Origin of the sequence: Terriglobus sp. RCC_193 (genome assembly GCF_041355105.1) — a bacterium.
In the GTDB taxonomy this organism is placed as follows: domain Bacteria; phylum Acidobacteriota; class Terriglobia; order Terriglobales; family Acidobacteriaceae; genus Terriglobus.
In genome coordinates this window covers 691,535-716,888 of record NZ_JBFUPK010000002.1, presented here as the reverse complement: position 1 = coordinate 716,888, position 25,354 = coordinate 691,535, and the positions used below count along the sequence as shown (strand labels likewise).

Here is a 25,354-nt window from a genome sequence, read left to right as displayed (position 1 = left end):
ATCTCCCTTTACTGCCTGTTGCGTTTCGACGAGTGTTTATGCGTGTTTTGGACTGCGCGCCGAAATATAAACCTTCGGCGCGTAGGTCAGGTCATCCACAAATGGATACGTTGGCGGACGATTCTTATTCTTCGGCAGATGCACAATGTCCTGATTGATTGCGCCATCCGTCAGCGCCATCAGGTTCGCCTTCGCCAGTTGTTTGATCTGCGGCTCAAGATAGCCGGACTTCACCACAACGATCTTCGCAGCGTGCGGATCGATACCCAGCTTCGTGAAGTCCACAATCTCGTGATACGGCCTGCGATACGCGCTGAGAATCAGCGTGACGCCTTGTATCTGCACTGCAGCTTCGCGCTTTGCCGGATCAACATTCTGCAGCAGCGCCTTCACTGTCGCTTCCACACGCACGGGCTTGCTCGCAATGGGATCAAGTGTTGCTCCAATAGAAAGCGGAATCGTCTTGCCAACACCCGCTGCATAACAGGCGTCCGTTGCAGGCTTGTCCGCGATGCCGCCAAAGACAACATCCTTCGCGCCAGCCTTCAATAGTGCTTCCAACACCGTAGCCTGATCGCCATTGCCGCCGCCTGTTGGGTTATCGCCCGAATCTGCAAGCACCAGCGGATGAACATCCGACTTCATCGCCTTGTCAATGCACTCATCCAGCGGACACACCGGATCGCCGAAAGCAAACTCTTTGCGCGCATCCCAGTACTGCTGCGCCAGATTCTTCGCAACCTTCTCTTCGTTCGCAGGATTCGTTCCGGTCACAACAACGGATGCAGCCGAGCGCGATTGATCGGCCCACACATAGCCCACGAGCATGGACACATCCATCACACCCGGCGTCTTATTCAACTCAGGCAACTGCGCCCACAGGCGCTTCGCTGGTTCCCAGCTTGTGGAACTGCGCTCGCCCGGCATCAACACTGGAATCGTGGCCCACTCCAGTGTGGGGCGAATATTTTCTTTCAGGCACTTCACCAGCATGTCGCACGCGCGGAACATCGTCTCTTTTTGATCGACATGCGGCGCTGTGCGATACGCAGAGAGCATATCCAGCGCATCAATGATGCGTTTGCTGGTGTTGCCATGCAGATCGTAGCTTGCCGCCATCAGGCACTTTGGCCCAACCACCTTGCGTGCAGCTTCATACCAGTCGGCCTCAGCATCGTCGAGGCCGTCAACCGTCATCGCGCCATGCATCGGCAGATACAGACCATCCAGCGGCAACAGCGCTTTCAAGCGATCCAGGAACTCGCCTTTGATCTTGTCGTAAGCCTCGCGCGCAACAGGTCCCCCGGGAACGGCAGTCGCAACAATCGTGCCCATGAAAGGAACGTCGGGGTAACGCTCTTTCAATACAGCAAAGCGCGGCATGGCATTCAGCGCATCGCCCCGCGTGATGGTGAATTCGTCATAGCGCGTACGGATGTGCCCGTACGTGCTGCACTCAATCGCAATACCGCCATACGCGATGCGCGGTGCAGTCGTCGCCGCGGAAGACGCACGCGCAACAACCGTAGCAAGTGCGGCCATCGAACCGGCCTTCAGAAACGAACGTCGCTGCATCAACGCAAATCTCCCGGGAAAAGAACAGCAGTAAAAAAGAAGAAAAGAATCGGGCGGCTCAACAAGTGAGCCGCCCGACATTGTTTTGGTTAGAACTTCACCTTCGCCGCGAACTGAATCAGACGCGGGTTATAGGCGTTGCCTGTTGCGGTGATGGCACCGTAACCAGCCGCTGGCGCATAGCCAGCAACCGGGAAGTTATTACAGGCCGTGGTGCATGCCACCTGGTTGAGTGAAGCAGACGGATTGATGAACTGTGCCGTGTTCAGAACGTTGAACGCTTCGGTACGGAACTCGAGCTTGAAGCGCTCGGTCAGATCGAAGTTCTTGAGCAGCGACAGATCGACACGCTGGATGCCGGGCCCGTAAAGCTGGTTGCGGCGCTGCGTGCTGGTCGTTCCGTTTGCCTGCCAAACAAAGGCATTCGTATCAAACCACTTCGTGATCGTCGGGTGGCTGACGCGACCGCTGGAAAGCATGGTGGCGCGATCGCTGTTAGTCGCCGTGGGACGTGTACCGGTACGGTTCACGTTGTTCGTGACAGAGAACGGAAGGCCCGTTCCCCACACCACGATGCCGTTTGCCTGCCAACCCTTTGCCAGCACACCAACAAAGCCGTGTGCGTTTTGGCCAAAGGGCAATGCGTAGTTGAACGTGCCGGTAATACGGCTGCGCATGTCCAGGTTGCCGTTGCCGTATTCAATGCTGTTCAACAACTCAGCCGTGGAGCCGAAGCCGTTGCCACCATTGTTGGAGATGGATTCAGAGTTATCCAACAGGCGGGACTGCGTATAGGCCGCCTGAAGATCCAGCCCCTTGCTGAAGCGGCGCTTCAACACGGCCTGGAAGCCGTGGTAGCTGCTGGAACCCGTGCTGCGGTACAGCGGCACCCCCAACAGTTGGGTGTTGTTGCCCGACGCAAACCGACGACGCGAGTTATAGTCGGTCGTCGCTACAGGAGCAAGGGTCGTGCTGCCCCGCGTAGCAGCTGTAAACGACAGCGGTGCCTGTGCAAGCGGAACTGTGTTGAAGTCCGACAGATAGTAACCGTTGCGGCGACCGAGCTCACCCACATACGACAGCGTCCCAACAAAACCCGCAAACTCGCGTTCGACAGTCAGGTTGAACTGCTCGATATAGGTTGACTTGAAGTTCGGATCCAAAGCAGCAGTCGCGCTGCCCGTCGGAACAAGGTACGGGTTCGCAGTCGGGATGGGCATCCCGTTTGCAAACTTGCTATAGCCAGTCGGAGCGTTTGGCTGCGTGTAGGGTCCCAGTGTCGCGGTAAAGGGCTGGTTCACCAGTGCCGAACCGGAGGTGGTATTTTCCGGAGCGAAAGTGAGACCGAAGCCGCCACGGATCACGGTCTTTGGCGCAGGAGTGTATGCGAAACCGAAGCGCGGAGCGACGTTACCGTAGTCCGTCTTGATGCCGCCATGCGAGTCCGCATTGACGCCAGCAATGAGGAACTTCTGCTGCACGATGTCGAAGTTCGACAGAATGTTGTTGGTTTCGGTGTAGGGCGTAAACAGGTCATAGCGCACACCCAGGTTCACCGTCAGGTTTGGCGTCAGGTGAACATCGTCCTGAAAGAAGAAGTGCGGTTCCCAGGTACGGTTACGCGGCGTGTACAGAATCTGGTTGCGGGCGGCGGTCGCATAGTCACCCGAAAGCAGCGTGGCGAAGTTGTTGAACACCCAGTTGCCATTAGCAGTATCGGTCTGTGTAGTGGAATCCTGACGACGGATGAGACCTGCGCCAACCTTGATGATCTGCTTGCCGTGAATGTAGTTGACGGAGCCTTCATACTGCCACGTGTTCTCGTGGTAGATGATTGGCGGCCGGTTGCCCAGGGTTGCGCCACCTAGCGTAACGTTCACGGCCGAGAGTTCGGCGGTGCGCCCGTCGACGTTAATATTCGGCTGGCCGAAAGCAGTGTTGATGGCCTTGCCAAAGTTCAGCGGATACTGCGCGTTGTCCAGCAGCGTGTAACCGGCCTTCAACTCCAGCAGAAGGTTCGGCGTAAACGCATGCACATAGTTCAGGTGAGCCTGATGGGCGCGCGTGAGTGCTGGGCCAGGATAGGAACCGAGGTTGCCACCCGGGAAGATGGTACCTGCCGCAGTGCTGACCGCCGGGAAGAGGCTGCCGATGCTGGTATCCACGCGGTTGTAGGTATACCGAACATAGAACAGATCGCCGTTCTTGAAGCGCTGATCGCCACGAACGTCACCCGTCTTTGAAAACTGCGAATCAGGACGCGCTGCGGTGTAGTTGTTTGCAACCGTGCTGGCGGTACCGGTATTCGGCAGCGGGAACAGGTTGAAGTACTGCTGGGCGACCTTATCGAAACTCGCCGCGGGAACGATCGTGTTGATACCCGGATTATCGGTGAAGTTACCGAGGTTATTGCGCTCAAAGAGCGTGGGCACCGTGGTAGACGAAGGGTTCTGATTGAAAACCTTGTTCAGCCCCTCGTAGTCCACGAAGAAGAACGTCTTGTCTTTAATGATGGGTCCGCCAAGACTTGCGCCGAACTGGTTCTGGCGATACTTCGGCTTGGGAATGTTCGCGCCAAATTTGAACGGGTTCGCGTTCAGCTTGTCATTGCGGAAGAACTCATATGCTGAGCCGTGGAACTGGTTGCCACCGGACTTGGTAATGACGTTGATAATGGCGCCTGCCGCACGACCCACTTCCGCCGTGAACACGTTCGTCTGCACGCTGACTTCCTGGATACCATCCACCGAAGGACGAACACCAATCGAACCGATCACACGCTCATTGTTATCAATGCCGTCAATCGTCTGGTTGTTCATCATGTCGGCCTGACCGTTCATCGAAACCGATGAGGTCTGACGACGATCGTCCGGACGGTTGCCGCTGGCCAGACCGTTATTCAGGCCTTCTGTAGCGCCCGGCGTCACCTGCACCAGGTTGATGAAGTTACGGCCGTTCAAAGGCAGTTCCTGCGTCGCCTTCTCCGTTACGGTCGTGATCAGGGCCGACGAATCCGTGCGCAACGCGGGCGTAGTCGCCTCAACGTTGATCGTTTCGCCTTCGTTACCGACAGCCAGGTGAGCATCTTCACGTGCGCGGTCACCGGCGGACAGGTTGAAGTTGGCAATCTGGAAGGTCTTGAAGCCCGGCGACGTCACGGTCAGTGAGTATGTGCCCGGCTTCAGCAGAGTGAAGGTGTATTCCCCCGAGGAGCCTGCCGTTACGGTGCGCTTGTCATGCGTGTTGACGTCTGTCAGCACAACCGTGGCATTCGGCACCATGGCGCCTGACACGTCCGTTGCCGTGCCAACGACATCCGCAGTGGTGTTCTGGGCAAAGGCTGGTGAAACCGCTGCGGCAAAAATGCCGGCGATTGCTATGGTGCGCAGCGCACCTTTGGTCACAGTGAAACACTGCGCATCCGCAGTGCCTCGCAGCTGGGTACAAATTCTTGATAGGTCTTTCATGGTCCGGGTCTCCCGAGTGATATTCCGCCTGGTAACGCCCTGTGTCGTGGATCCGCGTGCGCACAGGAATCTTCGTGTGCCGAAAGGGAAATGGATCCTTCCCCGGCGAAAAAGCGCTTACTCCCCTACCAGCTGCACTCATCCTGTCCCGTTGTCTCGCCATAAATTCACCGAGTGAATAAATTGGAGCCAATCCTGGTGCGGCTGATGTAGTATTGCGAAGGTAATCAGGTCAACAATGTTTCGGTAGGTGGATCATATCCACGACCCCGTGCAGGGTCAAGCAGGATTTACAGCCCTGTCATCCTGACGCAACACCCCGGCAACACATCCCGGGGTTCGGAGAGCTTTCTCATGAAGGTGTCCTTCCGGTCCGCGAAGACCGCCGTGATTGCCGCGTTGCTCCAAAACGACCAGCTTTCCCGGCTGGAACTGAGTGATCGCGCGGGGGTCAGCCCAGCCGCCATCACTGAAGTAACACAACACCTGTTGCAACAAGGCCTTCTGCTGGAAACGCCGGCCCTCAACGCCGGCAAGCGGCGCGGACGCCCCACGGTCCAGCTTTCTCTGCAGGCCTCTCACTCCTGTTTCGTCGGCGTCAGCATTAACGAAGAAAAGATACAGCTCGCCATCACCGACTTGCGCGGCGAAGTCCTCGGGCACGAAGAAGTGACGGAGCACAACGACCTGGAAGAGTTGCCTGCCGCCATCCGAGCCAGCTTTACGCGGATGTTGCGCAAATCCGGCGTTGCGCGCAGCCGCGTCCGTGGAGCAGGCATCTCCGTCGCCGGTATTGTGGATGCCGATGCTGGCATCTGCCGTTACTCCGCAGGCCTCGACTGGCGCGACGTTCCCATTGCAGAAAAGATTGCCGCTGCGCTGAAACTGCCGGCATGGGCAGACAACGATGCCAACGCCATCGCCATGGGCCAGAAGATCTTCGGACGCGGACGCGAGTATGACAACTTTTCCATCGTCATGCTGGGACGCACTATTGGTTCCGCGCATTATATGAACGGAATGCTCTATCGCGGACACGACGGCAGCGCGGGCGAAATCGGCCACATCACTGTGGACCCGAATGGCCCACCCTGCCGCTGCGGACGCAATGGCTGTCTGGATACACTCGCGGGCGGATATGCCTTACGACAGGCCGCAAAGAAGGCAGGACTTTCCATTCAAACCATGCGTGACCTGGAAGATCTGGCCATGCGCGGCAATGCCAAAGCGATCAAGCTGTTGCGCGATGCGGGTACCGCCCTTGGCAGTGCCATCGCCACACTGGTCCATTTGAATGATCCTGCGGCGGTGCTTTTCACGGATCTGGAAGGCTTTGAAAATGGCCTCTTCCGTACTGCCACGCGACAGGCCATTGAGAACGGCATCCTGCCGCGCTTCCTTGCTTCCACGCAGATCATCTTTGGCGATGGAGAAGCGGTTTCGCTGCCACGCAGCGCCGCCTCCATTGCAGCCTTTAACTATCTGATTGCCCTATAGCGATCAGAACAACTCGGGGGGAACGTACATGCAGGAGCAGCACACACAGCAGGAAAAAGCCGTAGACCTGACACGTCGCGGCCTTTTGAAGCACGCGGCTACCGCAGCCGCACTGGCCGCCGTCGCAGGAAAGATCGCGCTGCCCAGCCGCGCGGAAGCACAGGCGTTGAAGCGCACGCACGCACCCATGGCCCTGGGACTGCTAATCTCTCCCTTCCCGGATGCCGAAGCCAGAATCAAGCTCGTCCACGATCTGGGCTTTCCGACCTGCTTCCTTTCGCTGGACAGCTACCTGGGCAAATTCACGCCCGCTCTGGCTAAGCAGTTCAATGACTTGTTCGACAAATATCAGGTGATTCCCACCACGGCAGAAGCCGTGCGTCCGCTGCCGCTGAAGTGGAACTTCGTAGAGGGCCCGTCGACCATCGGCGTTGTGCCGCCTGCATATCGCCAGGCTCGCGTCGATGCGCTGAAGGAAACTTCAGATTTTGCCAAGCTCCTCGGAGTGGGCCGCATTCAAACACATTGCGGCTTCATTCCAGAAGATCCGCATGATCCTCTTTACGACGGCACAGTGAAGGCCATCCGCGAACTCGCCGAGCACTGCGCCGGCAACGGCCAGCACTTCCTCATGGAGACCGGCCAGGAAACACCCACCACCATGCTGCGCATGATTAAGGATGTGAACCATCCTGCACTTGGCGTGGGTCTGGATACTGCGAACGTCATCCTTTACGGCAAGGCGAATCCGGTGGATGCCATGAAGATCCTCGGACCGCACGTACAGGCCATCCACGCCAAGGACGGCATGTGGCCCACCGACCCCGACAAGCTCGGCAAGGAAGTGCAGATTGGCAAGGGCGAAGTCGACTTCCCCACCGTACTCAAGCAGCTCAAGGCTGTGAACTATACGGGTGCCATCAGCATTGAACGTGAGACGTCAGGCCCGCAGCAGGTGGAAGACGTGAAGGAATCGAAGCGCTACCTCGAAAGCATCCTCAAGCAGCTCAACCACGCCTAAGAGGCGCGTTCTGAGCAGATCATTTCTAAGCCAGACGTTCCGATGAAGTCATGTCAGATGGGAGCAGGGGGCTTCAGTCCCCCTGACTTCCGCCCCTTTGCAGAAAGACTTCCTCAGAACTTCGCGAAAGCAACATTCGGAGAAAGAACAATGGATCGCAGAAAATTCCTCAAGGGGACCGGCGCTGCCTGCGGACTCCTGATCGTGAAACCCTCCACTGCCTTTGGTTACGCTGCCAACTCCGCCGTGCGTTACGGCCTGTTGGGATGCGGTGGCCGTGGCACCTCCGTCGCCACATCGTTCGCAAAGAACACCGATGCTCGCATCGTCGCGCTGGGCGACATCTTTCCGGATCAACTCGCCAAGGGCAAGCTGCACTTTGATCAGGTGAACGCATCGCTGGGTAAGTCTGCCATTGATCCCAAGCTGACCTTCCACGGATGGGAAGCTTACAAGGCGATGGCCGCAAACCCGAACATCGACGCAGTGCAGATCTCCACGCCGCCGTTCTTCCACGTGGAACATCTCGACATCCTCACCGCGGGCGGCAAGCACGTTTACGTTGAAAAGCCCGTGGGCGTAGACATTCCGCAAACGCGCCGCGCACTCGACATTGCCAAGCGCATCAACGGCAAGGTAAGCGTCGCCGTTGGTTTCCAGATTCGCAAGGCGACGCCCTTCGTCGAACTCGTCAACCGCATTCACAACGGCGACATCGGCAAGATCGCATCACTCAACGGCTACTACAACTCGCCGCCCGCCACCCTTCACGATGTACAGAATGTCTCGCAGGAAGAGTACCGCCTGCGCAACTGGCTGCGTGACAAGAAACTCTCCGGCGACATTCTGCTGGAGCAGAACATCCACGTGATCGACGTCTGCAACTGGATCATGGGTGCGCATCCCATCAAGGCCGACGCTCGCGCCAGCCGCAAGATCGTCACAGGCTACGGCAACATCAATGACAACTACGAAGTCATCTTCACTTATCCCGGCGACGTGGAGTTCGTTTTCAATTCCACGCAATTCAACTTCAAGGGCTTCTTCGATGTTGCCGAACACATCTTCGGCAGCAACGGCATCGCAGAAGCACCCTACAAGGGACCGCTGCGCATCCTGGGGCCGAAGGCATGGACGTGGAACGGTGGACCTGCAAAGACCGACAGCAAGTTCGCTTCCGATGGCGCCTTCAACGACAACCTGGCCGACGCCGACACGATGAAGGACAAAGACTTCATCGGCAGCATCACCAGCAACCAGTATCAGAACCAGATTGCCACCGGCGTGGACAGCGCACGCACCTGCATCATGGGCCGCAAATCCGCGGAGCTGGGCCGCGTTGCCACATGGGATGAACTCCTGGCGGACAACGAGACCTACGAGGCCGGACTCGACATCACGAAGTTCCACTAAACCTGACGATGACCATGCTTCCCGTTCGCACTGCCCTCCTCGGTTTCGGCTATGCCGGCCGCACATTCCATGCACCTCTGCTTGAGGCCGTGGAGGGCATTGCATTTTCGCTCGTTGGTTCCAGCCGCCCGGAGGATGTGCACGCGCATTATCCGCATGTGCGCGTATCCAGCGCGCAGGATGCTGTCGTCGATCCTGAGATTGAACTCGTTGTCATTGCCACGCCAAACGATTCGCACTTCCCGCTGGCAGCAGCAGCATTGCGTGCAGGCAAACACGTTGTCGTCGATAAGCCATTCACGCTGAATCTGCAAGAAGCAAAACAACTGCAACAGATCGCAAACGAATATGGCCGCATCCTCAGCGTCTTTCACAACCGCCGCTGGGAGAGCGAGATCAACGGCGCGCGCGAAGTGCTGCAATCCGGCGTACTCGGCCAGGTGACGCATTACGAACTGCACATGGATCGTTTCCGGCCCAACGTGCGACAACGCTGGCGCGAAAACCCCGGCCCCGGCGCAGGTCTCTGGTTCGATCTTGGACCACACATGATCGACGCAGCAATCTATCTCTTCGGTATGCCACAGGCGATTCAAGGCAATCTTGCAACGCTGCGTCCAGGCGGCAAAACCGACGACTGGGGTCATGCCATTCTTCATTACCCGCACATGCGCGCCGTGCTGAACGCATCGCTCTTAGTTGCCGGTACAGGTCCACGCTCCACACTGCATGGCACCACGGCAACATGGATGAAATACGGCGCGGACACGCAGGAACCGCAACTGCAATCCGGCATGTCTCCAAACGATCCTGCGTTTGGCATCGACCCCGATGGTGGTGTCATCATGGATGGAGCAACCGGCACCGTAACGCCTGCAACACCGCAGCGCGGTTGCCAGCAGAAGTATTACGAGAGCATCCGCGATGCCATCCGCACGGGCACCGCGCCCGCCATCACCGCGCAGGACGCAGTGAATGTCATGGCCGTGCTGGACGCCTTTTATTTTTCCGCCCGTGAAGGGCGCACCGTGTCTTTACAGCACGGATCAAATGAACCATAAGGAACACGAGGTAATACTGTGAGCGATACACCCGCACCCTACTCCCACTGGATGCTCCGCGAAATCCACGAACAGCCGGAGACACTGGCCGCCACACTCGCTGCTTACGCCACTGCCGAAGGATTTCGCGACGATACCTGCGCATCCATACGCCAATGGCTTCGCGAAGCGCAGCGCGACATCGTGATTTCCGCTAGCGGTTCCAGTCGCCACGCCGGCCTGGTCGCAGAGCTGCTCATTGAAGACAAGGCAGGCATCCATGTCGATGTGGAATACGCCAGTGAATACAGCTACCGTTCTGAGCATTCGCTGAAGAGCGCCGCCGTCATGGTCATCTCGCAAAGCGGCGAAACCGTCGACACGCTGGCCGCACTGCGCAAGGCGAACATCGCAGGCCACCACACGCTGGCCATCACCAACGTTCCCGGCTCATCCATGGCGCGTGAAGCATCCGTCTCCATGCCCACTTTCGCAGGCCGCGAGCGCGCTGTACCCGCCACCAAGAGCTTCACCGCACAACTGTTGAACCTCTATCTTCTCTCGCTCCTCGCAGCAGAAGAGCGTGCCGTTCTGGTAAAGCCTGAACTCGACAGACTCCTCGCAGAACTGGGCACGCTCTCTGACCGAGTGCGTCGCCAGTTGCCGCTGTGGGAGAGCCGCGTACGCGAAATCGCCGCGCAGATTGCCAACGCAAAAGCGTTCCTCTTCGTTGGCCGCAGCGTCCACTATGCCATTGCACGTGAAGGCGCGCTCAAGCTGAAGGAGTCTGCGTACATCAACGCCGAAGGCTATCCCAGCGGCGAACTCAAGCACGGCCCCAACGCACTCGTCAGCAAGGAAACACCACTTGTCATGCTCGCTACCGTCGATCGCAGCGACAGCGAATCCCTGGAGCGTTATGAAAAAGTTGTGCAGCTCATGCAGGACATGCGCACACAGGGCGCAACGATTCTCGCGATCGGCAACACAGGCGATACCGCCGTCGAACAACTCGCAGATTTCTTCGTCCCCGTAGAAGAAGCCAGTGAAGGTCTGCTCACCATCTGCGAAGTCATCCCGCTACAGATTCTGTCGTACTGCATGGCCATCCAGAACGGCATCAACGTAGACAGTCCACGCAATCTCAACAAGGCAGTGCTCGCCGAGTGAGCAACCAGCGAAGCTCAAACGCACAACGTGCGTCATCCTGAGCGAAGCGCAGCGAAGTCGAAGGACCTGCATTCTTTTCGCACCACTACAACGTCGATGGAAAGCCGATAGGTTCCAATAGCAACGGGTGCCCACGTCTCGATTCTGAGACGTGGGTTCTCGCCCAACCAGAACCGCATCCAATTGCACAGAGGGGTACCTTCTACTTATGGCAACGGAAACAGCAATTCTGGCAGGCGGATGCTTCTGGGGTGTGCAGGAACTTCTGCGCAGCTACCCCGGCGTCATCTCCACACGCGTGGGTTACAGTGGCGGCGACGTGGCCAACGCAACCTATCGCAACCACGGCACGCACGCCGAAGCCGTCGAAATCATCTTCGATCCAGCAAAGCTCAGCTATCGCACATTGCTGGAGTTCTTCTTCCAGCTACACGATCCCACCACACTCAATCGTCAGGGCAATGACCTCGGCGCCAGCTATCGTTCCGCCATTTACTACACCTCGCCGGAACAGAAACAGATTGCGGAAGACACCATCGCCGACGTAAATGCCAGCGGCCTGTGGCCCGGCAAAGTCGTGACAGAAGTCGTCCCCGCAGGCCCCTTCTGGGAAGCGGAACCGGAACACCAGGATTACCTGCAACGCATCCCCAACGGCTACACCTGTCACTGGATTCGCCCGGACTGGAAGCTGCCCAGACGCAACGGCTCCACTCAATAATTGAGACACGTCAAAAACGCTGTCATTCTGAGCGAAGCGAAGAATCCCAACGCACTCCGCACCACCACAGATATTCGAAGGTTTCAAACAAAGAACCCAAACCAGCTTCGCAATAGCGAAGCTCATACGAACGAAGTTCGTCATCTTTCGGAAGAACAAGGCTTCAGCCCTGTCCTTAAACCTGCACTCTCGAAGCGGCTTCATCCGCTGGGGAATGCATTTCAAGGAAGCAACCATCAATGAACATCGGACTCATCGGATACGGCTTCATGGGCGGCGCGCACGCTGCGGCCATCACGCACATTCCCGGCGCAACACTCGTAGCGGTCGGCTCGCAGAACAAACCATCCGCAGACGGCCCCACGCGCGGCAACCTCGATCTGAAGACCGAACCGCTACCTGACACCGTTCGCTGGACACCGGACTGGCAGGAAGTCGTGGACGATCCCACCATCGACGCCGTCGACATCTGCCTGCCCACGCCTATGCACCGCGAAGCCATTGAACGCGCCTTCGCCAACGGCAAACATGTGCTCTGCGAAAAGCCGATGGCGCTCAGCAACCAGGATTGTGAAGAGCTACTTGCACTCGCGAAAGCCAGCGGCAGGATCTTCATGATCGCGCATGTGCTGCGCTGGATGCAGCCGTATCCGTACGCCTTTGAGTTCGTTAAGAAAACGAACGACATTACAACAGCAACACTGCGCCGCAGCACCGGCTACCCCCACTGGAGCAAATGGCTGCGCGACATCAAGGTCAGTGGCGGAGCCATTCCTGACCTTCTGCTGCACGATCTCGATCAGGCACTGCAGTGGTTCGGCGACCCCGTCACCGTAAGCGCCACCAGCATCGGCGAAGTGGACACCATGCACGCAAGCCTTCGTTATGCAGACAAAGAAATCATCGTGGAAGGTGGATGGCTCGCGCCGGAAACGCCTTTCGCCGCATCCTTCTCCATCACCGCAAACGATGCATCACTCAGCTTTGCGGAAGGCAAATTAACCGAAACCCACGGCAACGAATCGCACGAAGTGAAGCTTCCCGAACATGACGCTTACTACGACGAGATTGCCTACTTCATCGAATGCTGCCGCACCGGCAACGCACCCGCACTCTGCACGCCCGAAAGCTCTGCAAAGGCTGTTCGCCTGGCGCTGCTGCTCATGCAATCACGCGACAACAACGGAAAGGAACTCTCATGGCAGTAGCAGAACCCTTGGAAACAGGCCTTGTCTTCTGGGCGGAAAAAGATGCCAACACGCACCTGCAACAACTGAAGAGCTACGGCCTGCGCGTCTGCCAGCTTGGCGTTGCACCCACACTCGATTGCACCGCTGCGGTAAATGAATGGAAGGAAGCCATCGCACGCGAAGGCGTCATCGTCTCCGGCGCAGTCGTTGCCTATCGCGGAGAAGACTACGCAAACCTCGCCAAGGTGCATGAGACTGTAGGCTTCACCGCACCGGGCTATGCCGCCGAACGCATCGCACGTACGAAGGAAGCATCGAACTTCGTCGCCGCACTCGGCATCACGTCCTTGTCGTGCCACATCGGCTTTATCCCCGACGAACCCGCATCGCCCATCTACACCGAACTCATCGGCATCGCGCGTGAACTCTGCGATGCATGCGCGGCCAACGGACAGGACTTTGTCCTGGAAACAGGACAGGAGAGCGCGTACACGCTGCTGCAATTCCTGGCCGATGTAAAGAAGTCGAACCTGCGCGTGAACTTCGATCCCGCCAACATGATCCTCTACGGCAGCGGCGATCCCATCACTGCACTGGACCTGCTGCAGAAGCATGTGCGTTCCGTCCACTGCAAAGACGGCACATCTCCCAAAGCTTTAGGAGAACTCGGCAGTGAAGTCGCGCTTGGCGAAGGCGAAGTGGACTTCCCCGCCTTCATCGCACTGCTGAAGAAGATCGGCTACACCGGCCCACTTGTCATCGAACGTGAAGAACCCGACGCGGAACAGCGCGACAAGGACATTCGCCTCGCAGTGGAACGCATCGCGCAGTGGAAACAGCAACTCGCATAAGCCTCGTTGCAGGCAAAGAGAAAGGGGATGGCATATGCCATCCCCTTCCTGCTTACTGAACTTTCGCTTACAGAGGGCGAACGTTCTCAGCCTGCAGACCCTTCGGTCCCTTGACTACTTCGAACTCAACCGTCTGGCCTTCTGCCAGCGAACGGAAGCCCGAGGACTGTACTGCGGTGTGGTGCACAAATACATCACCACCACCGTTTGCACGGCTGATAAATCCAAAACCCTTTGCATCGTTGAACCACTTAACTGTTCCCTGTTCCATGTCTCTGTTCCTTGTGAAGCTGAATGTACCGACGAACGCAATGTGGAGGTAATGCGGTGACGGTGGAACCGGAAACACGCAAAAGACCAGATCGAATCGTACGATCCTTAATAGGATAACAGTAAGGCAGTTTTGGGTTGGCTGGTACCCCGGTTTTGCAACACAAATCTGGATAATAGGGCAACGTAAACCGCGCCAAAGGCGTCGAAAACGTCACAAGTCCTAGTAGTCGCCGGCCGGGCCGCCACTTGCAGCCAGATTCTCAAATCGCGTGTAATCAGATAGATATGCCATTTTTACCGATCCCGTAGGCCCGTTACGCTGCTTGGCGATAATGATCTCCGCCTGCCCCTTCACGTCTTCGTTTTCGCGGTCATAATATTCCTCGCGATGGATGAAGCACACCACGTCCGCATCCTGCTCGATGGAACCCGATTCACGAAGATCGGAGAGCAGCGGCTTTTTGTCGCCCTGACGCTGTTCGCTTCCACGCGACAGCTGCGACAGCGCAATCACCGGCACGTTCATTTCCTTGGCCAGCGCCTTCAGACCACGCGAGATCTGTGACACTTCCTGCGTACGGTTCTCCGGTTTACGTCCGCCGGGACCACTCGCCGCAATCGTCATCAGCTGCAGATAGTCAATCAGGATCAGGTCCAGCGAACCCTCCTGCTGCTTCAAACGCCGCACCTTCGCGCGCATCTCTGTCAGCGTAATGCCCGGCGTATCGTCAATGAACATCTTCGAACTCATCAGCCGATCCAGCGCATTGATGAGTTTCTGCTTGTCTTCACGCGGCAAAAAGCCTGTCTGAATCTTACGGCTGTTCACCAGCGCTTCGCTGGCCAGCATACGACGCAGCAGTGATTCCTTCGACATTTCCAGCGAGAAGACCGCCACCACCTTCTGGTCGCGCACGCTGCAGTTCTGCGCAATGTTGATGGCCCACGCCGTCTTGCCCATGGAAGGACGCGCCGCAATGATCATCAGATCGGCCTTCTGCAATCCGCTGGTCATGCGGTCAAACTCGGTGTAATGCGTCTCCAGGCCGGTGATCTCGCGACCCTGTTCATAAAGCTGGTCGATGGAACCGAAGCTCTCCGTAACGATCTGCCCAATGTCGGAAAACCCGCGCTTGATGGCACTTTCGCTGATCTCCATCAGCCGGTTCTCCACATCGCCCAGCACATCCAGCGACACTTCGCTCTGATCGGCGGCGCGATTCAAACCCATCTCGCACACCTGCATCAGCTTGCGCAGGATCGACTTGTCCTTCACCACCTGCACATAGTTTTCAATCGCCAGGTGGCGCGGCAGGTCTTCCGTCAGCGAAATCAGATACGGCCGCCCGCCGATGGCCTCCAGCTCTTTGCGACGGATCAGCACTTCGGCCACCGTCACAAAGTCAATGGCGTGGCCCATGTCCGACAGTTCCTGCATGCAGCCGTAAATGCGCTTGTGCGAGTCCAGCGAAAAATCATCCGCAATCAGCTTTGCCGTGGCGTCTACAACGGCAACAGGATCGGACAGCATCGCGCCCAGGATCACGCGCTCTGTATGAACGGATGCGGGAAGCCCGTCGCGCTCGACGATCTGGAGGAAGGTTGCCATGAATGTGTTCTCCTCGCTTGCGCTTGACTACCGGCGCTCGTGGAGCGGGTGCAGCTTTGCGTTGATACAGAATATGCAGATCGCGGCGACGTAAAACAGGCCTTGCCGCGCTGCCTTGTTCAGAGTACAGCCTCTGTCGCAAGCCTGCTTTTGCCCTATCTACACAGCATCCTCAACCCGCTCTGACGCGATTATTCACAGTCTGTTAGCAAGCCATGTAGCCTCTCACGTGCCTTTGTAGTTACATTTGCGAGAGTTATCCACATACGGCCTGTGGATTGCCCTCCGGAACTGTGGATTACTGTGAATCCTGAGGAAGAACCCATGTCGCAGAAAGATTCGCTCCCCATTCCCGCCGCTGCATCGCGCGATCCCCGTTCGCTGGAGGTCCTTCGCGTCTGGATTGCCAACGGCGAACAGCATGTGGCGCTTGCCTTTGGCATGTGGGAGGACCCATCCGCATGGGGACTGCTGCTTGCTGACCTTGCGCGCCACATCGCCGAAGCCCACGCGCAGCAGGACGATCAGGTGGACGCCGAAGACTATCTGGAACAGATTCGCGCCGGCCTGGAAGCAGAACTCGACGCCCCCACCGACGACGTCAGCGGCAGCGTTCAGTAACAGCGGAGGCAGCCATGCATGGAAAGCTGATCGGCTTTGCACCCATCACCGATAGCGAACGCGCCAAAGCGTTCTACGCCGATGTTCTGGGTCTGACCTTTGTGGCCGATGACGGCTTCGCCCTCGTCTTCCGCAGCGGCGCAAACATGATCCGCCTGGCAAAGATGCCGCAGGTCACCCCGGCCCAGTTCACCATCCTGGGCTGGGAGACAAACTCCATCGTTGATGATGTGCAATCCCTCACAGCAAAGGGCTTGGAGTTTGCCCGCTTCAGCTTTCTGGAGCAGGACGCGCTGGGCATCTGGACCGCACCGGATGGCGACAAAGTGGCATGGTTCAAAGACCCGGACGGCAACACGCTAAGCCTGTCGCAACACATCGCGGCGTGAATCAATTCCGCAACCGACGGAACAGTTATGAGACTTTCTGCCGCACGGTCATGAAACTTACGGATGCTCAACCGGCAAACTTACGGATTCCCAACCGGCGAAGCTCCTATGGTCGAAGCCCATCCACAGCGAAGCTCATACGGTCAAAGACCGTCATCCTGAACGAAGCGGAGCGTAGCTGAAGGACCTGCTTTTTTTCTGTGCCCACTGGAATCCACTAGGAAATACAAAGGGTTCTCTATAGCGGAGCAGGTTTCCACGCAGCATTGTAGAAACGCGAAACGAATGCAGGTCCTTCGACTCAGCTACGCTCCGCTCAGGATGACGCCGTAAACAAAGCCGAAGAAAATCGCCGTCGGCCTCTTCGGGGACATGCTACAAACAAATCACTCCCGCTGATTGAGGTTTCCATCGATGCGCCTTCTGCCGCTTGCGCTGGCTGTTGTTGTTGCTTCCACCGCTGCCGCCCAGCAGCGAAGCACCTCACCGGAACCCATGTCACCGCCGCCGATTCCATTACCGGCAAACCTGCCTGTGCTCCCCGCTGCACAGCAGACAAAGATGAATCACGATCTGCTCGAGATCGACATCGAGCAACTGCACCGGCTCTACCAACAGCACAAATACACGGTGGAGCAGGTCACGCGCTGGTACATGGGCCGCATCGCGCAATACAACGGCATCTACCGCGCCGTACAGACGGTGAACACGGCAGAGGCCCTCGCAACAGCCAAGACGCAAGACACAGCGAAATACGACGCAGCAAAACCGCTATGGGGCGTTCCCGTAGTCATCAAGGCAAACACTGCGGTCAAAGGCTTGATCGACAGCGACGGCTGGCAAGGCTTCGCCCTGCCGGGTCACGAATTCATCGCGCCGAAAGATGCAACCGTCGTTGCGCGCCTGCGTGCTGCGGGAGCCATCATCCTCGGCATCACCAACATGCCGGACTTCGCCGCCAGCGACACCAATCGTTCCACTGCCTTCGGCCGCACCGGCAACGCGTATGACGTGCGCTTCTCTCCCGGCGGCTCCAGTGGAGGAACCGTCACCGCCGTCACCAGCAACATGGCCATGCTGGGCACCGGAACCGACACAGCCAACAGCATCCGTATGCCATCCGGAACAAGTGCGGTGGTAGGCGTACTTCCCACACGAGGCCTCGTCAGCATTGCAGGCATCGCGCCTCTGGACTGGCTGCTGGACAACACCGGCCCCATCGCCCGCAACGTCACAGACGCGGCCATCGCTCTCGGTGTGATGAACGGCAGCGGCCATCCCGTCGATCCGCTCGACTTCCGCACCGAAGGCACAGGCCGCACAGAAGGCGCAGACACGGCACAACTCGGCCCTTACCTCCCCTACCTGAAGAAGGACGCGCTCAAGGGCAAGCGCTTCGGCATCCCTGCTTTCATGCTCAGCGGAAATACCGGCTTCGGAGTCTCTGTGGCGCCCCGCCCCACCAACGCGATGCGTCCCGAAACCCGCGCCATGTTGATGAAGGCCATCGATCAGCTTCGGGCAGCCGGTGCAGAAATCGTCATCGACGACACCTTCATGCCCGACACCTTTGCGCAGGCCGTCCGCAAGATCAACACGCGCGCCTACCGTCGCGATGGCACGAACCAGTGGCTGGCCGAGTTCGGCCCCGCCGAATACCGCTCCGTCGACGCTTACGAAAAGGCCATCGGTTCTCCTCTGCCAGCCACCGTCACCGGCATCACCCCACCGGGAACAGCAGCGAATCCAAACCGCCCGCCAACACCGCAAGTCCTTCTGAAAGAGGACCCTAAAGCCGACGAAACGTACTTCGGTCCGCGCAAGGCAGCTCTGGCCCTTTTCCTGGGCGAACTTGACCGCCTGCACCTGGACGGCGTGATCTACCCCAGCGCACAGATGCCGCCACCGGATGAAACCATGCCGCAGAACGGCCAGCTTTCCAGCGGCCCGCACTCTTCCACCGGCTGGAACAACAACATCGGCGTCCCCGCAGTGGTCGTGCCGGCGGGTTTCTATGACGGCGGCCTGCCCTTCGGCCTTGAAATCAGCACTCGCCCCTGGCACGATGGCGACCTGCTGGGCTGGGCCTACGCCTATGAACAGTCCACCAAAATGCGCAAATCGCCCGTACTAGTGGAGGCGGGCCTATTACCGAACGCCCGTTAACTACAGCACGTAACAGTCTGGGTAACAGCAGGGAGAAAAATTCATCGGGCAAGCCGAAATTCGCATCCAATACCTGATACCTCACCGTTGATGGCGCGGATCGTCGCTGTGGCGATTTTGCGCCAGTCAATACACTGGACGTTTGGAAACGATGAAGCACGCTCGAAGGAACTCACTGCTGCTACTGGCGCTTTTACCGGCGCTGGGCGGGTGCCTTCGCACGACGCGCTCCGTGATGAAAACCCACCCTCCGCAACAGGTGCTCACGTCATCGCTGGATCAGATCGTGAAATCCACGGCGGACCGCTACAGCCGCATTAAAACCCTGAAGGCATCCGTCGAGATGCAGGCCTCCACCGGCAGTGGCAAACAGGGCAAGGTGGTGGACTACACCTCGTTCAACGGTTACATCCTGATCCGCCAGCCGAATGATTTCCATTTTCTGGGACTTCTGCCCGCCATTCACACGCGCATGATCGACATGGTGACCAACGGCGAGACCTTCACGCTGGTCATCCCACCCAGGAGCCGCGCCATTACCGGCTCCAATACAGTCACCGCGCCTTCGAAGAATCCGCTGGAAAACCTGAGACCCGGCGTGTTCACGGACTCGCTTCTGATCCAGAGTGCGAAGTCCGGCGAACTCGTCTCCATGACCTCGGACGATCGCATCTATCAGCCTGACCCCACCAAGAAATACATCGTGGACGAGCCGGAGTACGAAGTCGGCATCTATCGTCCCGTGCAGAACAGCCAGGAATTGAAGACGCAACGCGTCATCCACATTGGCCGCTCCACCCTGCTCCCCTATCAGCAGGACATCTACGACGAGATGGGCCAGTTGGTCACCGTGGCCAACTACAGCGACTACAAGCTGTTCGGCGACACCACCTTCCCCTCCAAAATCACCATCCGCCGCCCGCTGGATGAGATCACTCTGAACATGGTCATTACGGAGCTCTCCGTAAACCAGCCGCTGGAAGACGACCAGTTCGAAGCACCAAAGATCCCCACGAACTACTCCGTAGAACACCTGCCGTAAGCTGCATCGCTGGTTAAGTAGAAAACCTAACGTTCATCGAGGCTCCCGCGAAAGCGGAGCTCGTGCGGTCGAAGGCCGTCATCCAGCGAAGCTCGTACGAGCAACGCGCGTCATTCTGGGCAAAGCGCGTCATTCTGAGCGAAGCGAAGAATCCCGACGCATCTCCTATCCGCCACAAATGCTGCAAGCCTTCAGCCCATAGTGCGGGTGCCCCAGGTTCGCGAAGCTAACCTGGGCATCGCGCAAAGCGCGATCAAACGACCACAGGTCGTCATCCTGAACGAAGCGCAGCGAAGTCGAAGGGGACCCGCATTCCTCTGTGCGACACAAGAATCCGCATGTCACGATCCAGAAGCAGCGAACGAAAAAGGCGGGTGGCAGATTCAATCTGCCACCCGCCTTTCTACGTCAGTTCAGAAACTACAGCAGTTGGAACGCGTACACCGTATCGCCCGATGCTGCGATGACGTACTGATGTCCATCCAGCAGGAAGGTCTGCGGTGCATTGGAGATGCTGCCAATGTGTGCGTGCCACAGCGGATTGCCATTAGCCGTATCGAACGCCACCAGGTTGCCCGAACCATCGCCGCTGAACAGCAGACCACCAGCCGTCGCCAGCAATCCGCCGCCGCCCGTGCCCTGTCCATACAGCGAGTGACGCCACCGGGCCTTGCCCGTCTTGTAGTCGATGCCTGAGATGTAATTCGAATATGTACCGATGGAAAGCTCTTCCTTGCCACCCAGTCCCATCGCGCCGCGGGGATCCGGATCGGTCAGGAACGCATCAGAGAAACCATTGTTCTCATACTGGTACAGCAAGCCTGTCTGCGGCGAATACGCCGGAGGCTGCCAGTTCACCGTGCCACCCGAAGCCGGAGAGATGAGACTTCCACCAATGGAAGCGTCCTTCGCCGGATCAGGATACGGACCACCGCGCGGTGTCAGTCGGTCCGACCAGTTCGTCGTCTCGCCATACTTCGTGGTCAGCAGATGCTCGCCCGTCACGCGATCCACCACAAAGAAGTAGCCATTACGAGCAGCCGTCACAGCCATCTTGCGCTGGCGTCCCTTGAACAGGCCATCCACCAGCACCGGCGTCTGCGCGGAATCATAATCGTGCGTGTCATGCGGCGAAGTGGACATGAACCACTTCAGCTTGCCGGTATCCACATCCAGCGCCACCAGCGAGCAGGTGTACAGATTGTCGCCATCGCCACGATTGCCGTTGGTCCAGCTCGGCGTCGGATTACCCGTGCTCATGATGTAGTAGTTGGTCTCCGGGTCATACGCACCCGTCACCCATGTGCCGCCACCGCCGTGACGCGCTGCATCCAGGTTCTTCCATGAATCCAGCCCCGGATCGCCCGGGTTCTGCGGTGTCACGTACCACGTCCACTGCAGTTCGCCCGTCTCCGGATCAAATGACTTCAGGAAGCTCGGCGCATCCAGATCATTGCCCGTACCCACGACCACGTGGTTCTTGATCACAATCGGCGCGGGCGTGGAAAAGTATCCGCCCTCCACATCGGCAATCTTCTTGTGCCAGCGTTCCTTGCCCGTCTTCGTTTCCAGCGACACAAGGTAGTCATCCGGCGTCTCGAAGAAGAGATAGTCCTTGTACAAAGCCACACCACGATTGCCAATGTGCGTGCCGCCGCGCGTCTTCCAGTAGTAGTGCCACAACACTTCGCCGCTGCGTGCATCCACGGCATAGGTGTTGTCCGGCTGCGTCACATAGAGGATGCCGTCGCGCTGCAGAATGGTGCCCTTAATGCCACCGGCACCCAATCCGCCGGCGCCTTCGCCACCGGTGATCAGCGCAGGACGTACCTTGCTGTAGCCGGTCAGCGGCGCAAGCTGGTCGCCGGGCGTCATCTTCGACGTCCATGCCAGCGACAGGTGTTTCACCGTCTGCCGGTTCACAGCCGTCAACGCGCTGTAGCGGCGAGCGGTGTAATCACCGTTGTACGTCAGCCACTCGTTCCGCAGAGGCTTTGCGAGATCCGCGTTGGTTACGTTCTGCGCTGGCGCCAACGGAGCCAGCAGCAGGGCAGCAGCAAGGGTAAGCAGTCTTCGCGCCATCACTTCAGAGTCACCAGGTAAGCCGTTATGTCGTGAATGTCTTTGTCCGTGTACTTGGGCAGCAGAGTACGGTGAGCATCCAGCGGATCCTTCACCACCACCTTCGGCACTGCGCCGTTGCGCACAAACGTCTCCTGCGTGCCGTCTTCCACCTTCAGTGTCACCAGGAAGTCGTCCACGTGGATCAGTGTTCCGGCCACAGCAGCCTTGCCCGGTTCCGTCACAGTCGCGGTCACCACAACCGGCGTCGCGCCCAGGTACGTTCCGCGCAGCCACGCCTGCTGCATCAGTTTGGGTGACGACACCCTCCTGGCAAATCCCTTCAGATCTCCATCCACGGAGTGGCAGGAGCCGCACGTCTTCGCAAACGTTGTCTTGCCGATCACCGCATCTCCCACCACAATGTTCGGCTGCTTCATTGCGTCATACGGCGCACGACCCTGGCTTCCGATCAGCGCCAGCAGACTGCGGACGTAAGCGCCCACAGCCGCTGCATCCGCATTGGAAATATCCACCTTGTGCGTCTGCATGCCGGTCCACTGGCCCAGCATGATCGGCGTCAGGTGGTCGTTGCCATGATCGGTCAACGCGGGCTGCGAACGCAGAATGTTCACACCCGTATCTGTGCCGCGCAGATCGGCAGCATGGCACGATGCGCACTTCTGCGTATAGACCTGCTTGCCATGTTCCACGGCCTTGGGGTCTTCCGCAGGACGCTTGGGTGCCTGGTTAAACGTAGACGTTTCGATATGCTGCGCCACAGCCAGTGGCGCAAACGCAAAAAGGAGCACACCGGCTGCACACAGCCGGTGAACACCTTGTCTGAAATTCCATTTCCGCATTCAGAAAATCCTTGGCAAAGAAACAGTGTCGCTATGACTGAAAACAGTTAGCGCTTGGAGAGATCGCGAATCCAGATGTCCTTGAACTGCATGTTGCCTGCGCCGCCCGCATGGAGCTGCAGAGCAATCTTGCCATCCGGAGCGCCCGGCTTCGGGTCCGTGAAGTCCACCATCGGCACGCCATTCAAACGCGAACGATAGCGATTGCCGACAACCTCAACAAGATAGTCGTTCCACTCGCCTTTACGCACCACGCCTTCATTTTCCGGCGCAGGCCAAACTACCCATCCGCGGCCATCTTCGGCATACACGCCTGCGGTGTGGTGCATCATCGTGCAGTCAATCTCAAACTGCATGCCCGTCTTGGCATCCACACCATCGAAGCTGGTGTGGAAGAACACGCCGCTGTTGCCATCGCCCACGCACTTGAAGCGCAGCGACAACTGAAAGTCCTTGTAGTCCTTTTCCGTTTCCAGGTAGCCATAGGCCTTGGTCAGGCCCTTGCCATGCAGGAGGCCGTCGCCTTCCACGGTCCAGCTCTCCGCACCAATCGGCGTCCACCCGGTCAGGTCCTTTTCATTGAACAACTGAATCCAGTCATTGCCAGGCGTCTTCGGCTTAGGAGCAGCCGTTTGCATCTGCGTGGTTGCCGTCACACCGGTCGACAGAACAAGAGCCGCAACACCTACACAGCGCACCGCTGTGCGCCGAACAGAAAAGCGAAGAGCAGAAACCAGACCCACGGCCCTCACCCCGGAAAAGGAATTAATTAAACGAGCAAAATAAGCATACATGCAGGCTTATACGACGCAACAACCTCGCCCATAAACTCTGTAAGCACAACAAGCGAAGCTCCAACGGCTGAACCCGTCTCGAACAAAGCTCCACAGCCCGAACCGCTCCAGCGGCCAAAGGGCCGTCATCCTGAGCGAAACGAAGTGGAGTCGAAGGACCTGCATTCCTTTCCCCTTACGAAAATGTGGGTGCCCCACGTCTCGATTCTGAGACGTGGGATCGGAAGAAGTATCAACCCGGGTAATAGCGCGACCACGTGAAGCATCGAGAACGGTACGAAATACCTAAACCCCAACCGGAGGCACTTCCACCAATCCCTCGCTGCTCTTCCCCGGCTTATGCCCGCTCAACGCAAAGAACAGCACATACGCGTAGCAGACCAGCACCACCAGGAAGCTCCGCTGATAGCCATAATGATCGGCCACCCAGCCCTGCACCTCCGGCACCACAGCTCCGCCCACAATCATCATCACCAACAAACCAGAAGCCTGGCTGGTGTACTTGCCAAGACCCTCAATCGACATGGGGAAGATGCAAGGCCACATCACCGAGTTATAAAGACCGCACGAAACAATCGCCCACATGGCAGGCGACCCGTGTCCCAAAATCGCCAGTGTAATCGCCACCACGCCGAACGCGCTCACAAACGCCAGCGCATGCGATTGCTTCACATGCCGCAAGGCAACGAAGCCGATGAAACGAGCCACCATCGCACCGCCCCAATACAGCGACACGTATTTCGCCGCCTGCAGATGCGGCATGCTGCCCATCGACGGCTGGCCAAGATAGTTGATGATGAGGCTGCCCACCGTCACTTCCGCGCCCACATAAAAGAAGATTCCCAGCAGGCCAAAGCGCAGCTGGCGAAAGTCCCACGCGCTGCCGGACAGCTTCTCACCCGCCTCTGCCTGCGGAATAATTTCCGGCAGATGCACTAGCCGCACCACCAGCGCCATGGCAAACGCCATCAGCCCCAGCACCACATACGGCATGCGCACACTGCGCGCCAACTCTGCGGTCGTCGCTCCTGCAGCCACAAAGATGAACGCCGCACCCACATGCGGAGCCAGCGTTCCGCCCAGCGAATTCAACCCGCCCGCCAGGTTCAACCGCGAAGCTGCCTTTGAAGGATCGCCCAGCGCGCTGATGTACGGATTCACCGCCACCTGCAGCAACGCCAGCCCACAACCCACCACAAACAGCGCAAACAAAAACAGCGGATACGTAATGAGAATGGATGCCGGCAGAAACAGCAGCAGGCCGCAGCCGATCACAGCCATTGCCGCAACCATGCCGTTGCGATATCCAATGCGACCCACGATCTTGCCCGAAGGAATGGCCAGCAGAAAGTAAGCGCCAAAGAATGCGAACTGCACCAGCAGCGCCTTCACATTCGTGAGCTGAAACAGATCCTTGAAGTGCGGCACCAGCACATCATTCATCGCCGTGATGAATCCAATGCCTCCAAACAACGCGACGATCAGCGCCAGTTGAACGGTGTACCTACCTTCTGCTGCTGCGGCCGAGGTACGAACCTCACCGTGACTCGAAATCGCCAACGCCCCTCCAGAAACCCGTGCGTAACAATGT

Annotated in this window: 20 protein-coding genes; 12 read left to right on the top strand and 8 right to left on the bottom strand. The window is 58.2% G+C overall.

The window, feature by feature from the left end; translation table 11 throughout:
• Positions 1 to 36 precede the first annotated feature (36 nt).
• Together AB6729_RS11735 and AB6729_RS11730 are read right to left on the bottom strand one after the other, a co-directional pair.
• Positions 37 to 1,575: a M81 family metallopeptidase gene (locus tag AB6729_RS11735; protein ID WP_371081806.1), complete on the bottom strand. Its 1,539-nt coding sequence runs from the start codon at positions 1,573 to 1,575 to the stop codon at positions 37 to 39.
• A gap of 89 nt (positions 1,576 to 1,664) precedes the next feature.
• On the bottom strand, positions 1,665 to 4,979 hold the full coding sequence (locus tag AB6729_RS11730; RefSeq protein WP_371081805.1) for a carboxypeptidase regulatory-like domain-containing protein: 3,315 nt from the start codon (positions 4,977 to 4,979) through the stop codon (positions 1,665 to 1,667).
• Positions 4,980 to 5,396: 417 nt separating this feature from the next.
• On the opposite strand from AB6729_RS11730, the gene AB6729_RS11725 reads away from it, so the two are divergent.
• The 8 genes from AB6729_RS11725 to AB6729_RS11690 all read left to right on the top strand — a co-directional run bounded on the left by AB6729_RS11725 (position 5,397) and on the right by AB6729_RS11690 (position 13,945).
• Complete coding sequence (locus AB6729_RS11725) at positions 5,397 to 6,539, top strand: ROK family protein (RefSeq protein WP_371081804.1); 1,143 nt, start codon at positions 5,397 to 5,399, stop codon at positions 6,537 to 6,539.
• Positions 6,540 to 6,567: 28 nt separating this feature from the next.
• The gene (locus AB6729_RS11720) at positions 6,568 to 7,560 is read left to right on the top strand and encodes a sugar phosphate isomerase/epimerase family protein (protein WP_371081803.1); all 993 of its coding nucleotides are present in this window, start codon (positions 6,568 to 6,570) and stop codon (positions 7,558 to 7,560) included.
• Between the two features lie 150 nt (positions 7,561 to 7,710).
• The gene (locus tag AB6729_RS11715; protein WP_371081802.1) at positions 7,711 to 8,973 is read left to right on the top strand and encodes a Gfo/Idh/MocA family protein; all 1,263 of its coding nucleotides are present in this window, start codon (positions 7,711 to 7,713) and stop codon (positions 8,971 to 8,973) included.
• A 14-nt stretch (positions 8,974 to 8,987) separates the two neighbouring features.
• The gene (locus tag AB6729_RS11710) at positions 8,988 to 10,034 is read left to right on the top strand and encodes an oxidoreductase (protein ID WP_371081801.1); all 1,047 of its coding nucleotides are present in this window, start codon (positions 8,988 to 8,990) and stop codon (positions 10,032 to 10,034) included.
• Between the two features lie 18 nt (positions 10,035 to 10,052).
• A complete protein-coding gene (locus AB6729_RS11705; RefSeq protein WP_371081800.1) occupies positions 10,053 to 11,183 on the top strand; it encodes an SIS domain-containing protein in 1,131 nt (376 codons plus the stop codon).
• 208 nt (positions 11,184 to 11,391) lie between these two features.
• Positions 11,392 to 11,904 carry a peptide-methionine (S)-S-oxide reductase MsrA gene (gene msrA, locus AB6729_RS11700; RefSeq protein WP_371081799.1) on the top strand — a complete coding sequence of 171 codons (513 nt, stop codon included), beginning with the start codon at positions 11,392 to 11,394 and terminating at the stop codon, positions 11,902 to 11,904.
• A gap of 239 nt (positions 11,905 to 12,143) precedes the next feature.
• Positions 12,144 to 13,112 carry a Gfo/Idh/MocA family protein gene (locus AB6729_RS11695; RefSeq protein WP_371081798.1) on the top strand — a complete coding sequence of 323 codons (969 nt, stop codon included), beginning with the start codon at positions 12,144 to 12,146 and terminating at the stop codon, positions 13,110 to 13,112.
• The gene (locus AB6729_RS11690) at positions 13,103 to 13,945 is read left to right on the top strand and encodes a sugar phosphate isomerase/epimerase family protein (protein ID WP_371081797.1); all 843 of its coding nucleotides are present in this window, start codon (positions 13,103 to 13,105) and stop codon (positions 13,943 to 13,945) included. The genes AB6729_RS11695 and AB6729_RS11690 overlap by 10 nt, the downstream gene beginning before the upstream one ends.
• A gap of 67 nt (positions 13,946 to 14,012) precedes the next feature.
• On the opposite strand, the gene AB6729_RS11685 is transcribed toward AB6729_RS11690, so the two are convergent.
• Complete coding sequence (locus tag AB6729_RS11685; RefSeq protein WP_371081796.1) at positions 14,013 to 14,216, bottom strand: cold-shock protein; 204 nt, start codon at positions 14,214 to 14,216, stop codon at positions 14,013 to 14,015.
• Positions 14,217 to 14,438: 222 nt separating this feature from the next.
• The gene (gene dnaB, locus AB6729_RS11680; RefSeq protein WP_371081795.1) at positions 14,439 to 15,827 is read right to left on the bottom strand and encodes a replicative DNA helicase; all 1,389 of its coding nucleotides are present in this window, start codon (positions 15,825 to 15,827) and stop codon (positions 14,439 to 14,441) included.
• A gap of 324 nt (positions 15,828 to 16,151) precedes the next feature.
• On the opposite strand from dnaB, the gene AB6729_RS11675 reads away from it, so the two are divergent.
• The 4 genes from AB6729_RS11675 (at position 16,152) to AB6729_RS11660 (ending at position 20,045) form a co-directional block, all read left to right on the top strand.
• The gene (locus AB6729_RS11675) at positions 16,152 to 16,448 is read left to right on the top strand and encodes a DUF5076 domain-containing protein (RefSeq protein ID WP_371081794.1); all 297 of its coding nucleotides are present in this window, start codon (positions 16,152 to 16,154) and stop codon (positions 16,446 to 16,448) included.
• A 14-nt stretch (positions 16,449 to 16,462) separates the two neighbouring features.
• Complete coding sequence (locus AB6729_RS11670; protein ID WP_371081793.1) at positions 16,463 to 16,837, top strand: VOC family protein; 375 nt, start codon at positions 16,463 to 16,465, stop codon at positions 16,835 to 16,837.
• A 414-nt stretch (positions 16,838 to 17,251) separates the two neighbouring features.
• Positions 17,252 to 19,003, top strand: coding sequence for an amidase (locus AB6729_RS11665; RefSeq protein WP_371081792.1), 1,752 nt, complete (start codon positions 17,252 to 17,254; stop codon positions 19,001 to 19,003).
• Between the two features lie 151 nt (positions 19,004 to 19,154).
• Entirely contained in the window at positions 19,155 to 20,045 is an 891-nt protein-coding gene (locus AB6729_RS11660) for a hypothetical protein (RefSeq protein WP_371081791.1), read from the top strand.
• A 420-nt stretch (positions 20,046 to 20,465) separates the two neighbouring features.
• On the opposite strand, the gene AB6729_RS11655 is transcribed toward AB6729_RS11660, so the two are convergent.
• The 4 genes from AB6729_RS11655 to AB6729_RS11640 form a co-directional block, all read right to left on the bottom strand.
• Positions 20,466 to 22,127, bottom strand: coding sequence for an acido-empty-quinoprotein group A (locus AB6729_RS11655; RefSeq protein WP_371081790.1), 1,662 nt, complete (start codon positions 22,125 to 22,127; stop codon positions 20,466 to 20,468).
• Positions 22,127 to 22,918, bottom strand: coding sequence for a c-type cytochrome (locus tag AB6729_RS11650; protein ID WP_371081789.1), 792 nt, complete (start codon positions 22,916 to 22,918; stop codon positions 22,127 to 22,129). Before AB6729_RS11650 ends, AB6729_RS11655 begins: the two co-directional genes overlap by 1 nt.
• A gap of 98 nt (positions 22,919 to 23,016) precedes the next feature.
• Positions 23,017 to 23,712 (bottom strand): DUF1080 domain-containing protein, encoded by a 696-nt coding sequence (locus AB6729_RS11645; RefSeq protein WP_371081788.1) that lies wholly within the window; start codon positions 23,710 to 23,712, stop codon positions 23,017 to 23,019.
• A 336-nt stretch (positions 23,713 to 24,048) separates the two neighbouring features.
• The gene (locus AB6729_RS11640; RefSeq protein ID WP_371081787.1) at positions 24,049 to 25,323 is read right to left on the bottom strand and encodes a sugar MFS transporter; all 1,275 of its coding nucleotides are present in this window, start codon (positions 25,321 to 25,323) and stop codon (positions 24,049 to 24,051) included.
• Positions 25,324 to 25,354: the final 31 nt, after the last annotated feature.